The organism is Flavobacterium difficile, assembly GCF_011392115.1.
Classification (GTDB): domain Bacteria; phylum Bacteroidota; class Bacteroidia; order Flavobacteriales; family Flavobacteriaceae; genus Flavobacterium; species Flavobacterium difficile.
The window spans coordinates 1-592 of record NZ_JAAJBT010000024.1 but is presented as its reverse complement, the minus strand read 5'-3'; the positions used below and the strand labels follow the sequence as shown (position 1 = coordinate 592).

Genomic DNA, 592 nt, shown 5'->3' with positions numbered 1-592 from the left:
CCTGATGGATCACATAACTGATACGTTAATGTAGCCGTGCCATTGAAGTTATTGGCTGGGTTGAACGTTACAACTCCTGTAGCTGGATTTAATGTCCAAACTCCTTCTGCTGTAGTAATTGTATCTTGGATACCTGCTGTTGCTGGATCTAAATCAACTGTGAACTGTCCAACTCCGTTTACCGGTGCGCTTGGGTTACCATCCACATCGGTATCGTTTGCTAAAACACTAACGGTACCATCTGCACCATCTTCTGTTAATGGTGTAGCACTTTGGTCGTCATCATTAGCAACTGGTGTATCATTTACGGCCGTTACTACAAACGTAATTAATGCTGTATCACATGCACCTGATGGATCACATAACTGATACGTTAATGTAGCCGTGCCATTGAAGTTATTGGCTGGGTTGAACGTTACAACTCCTGTAGCTGGATTTAATGTCCAAACTCCTTCTGCTGTAGTGATTGTATCTTGGATACCTGCTGTTGCTGGATCTAAATCAACTGTGAACTGTCCAACTCCGTTTACCGGTGCGCTTGGGTTACCATCCACATCGGTATCGTTTGCTAAAACACTAACGGTACCATCTG

General features: G+C 43.8%; 1 protein-coding gene. It reads right to left on the bottom strand.

The window, feature by feature from the left end:
• Window positions 1-592 (bottom strand): Ig-like domain-containing protein (locus G4D72_RS13285; RefSeq protein WP_166078213.1); only part of this gene is annotated, 592 nt, incomplete at both ends.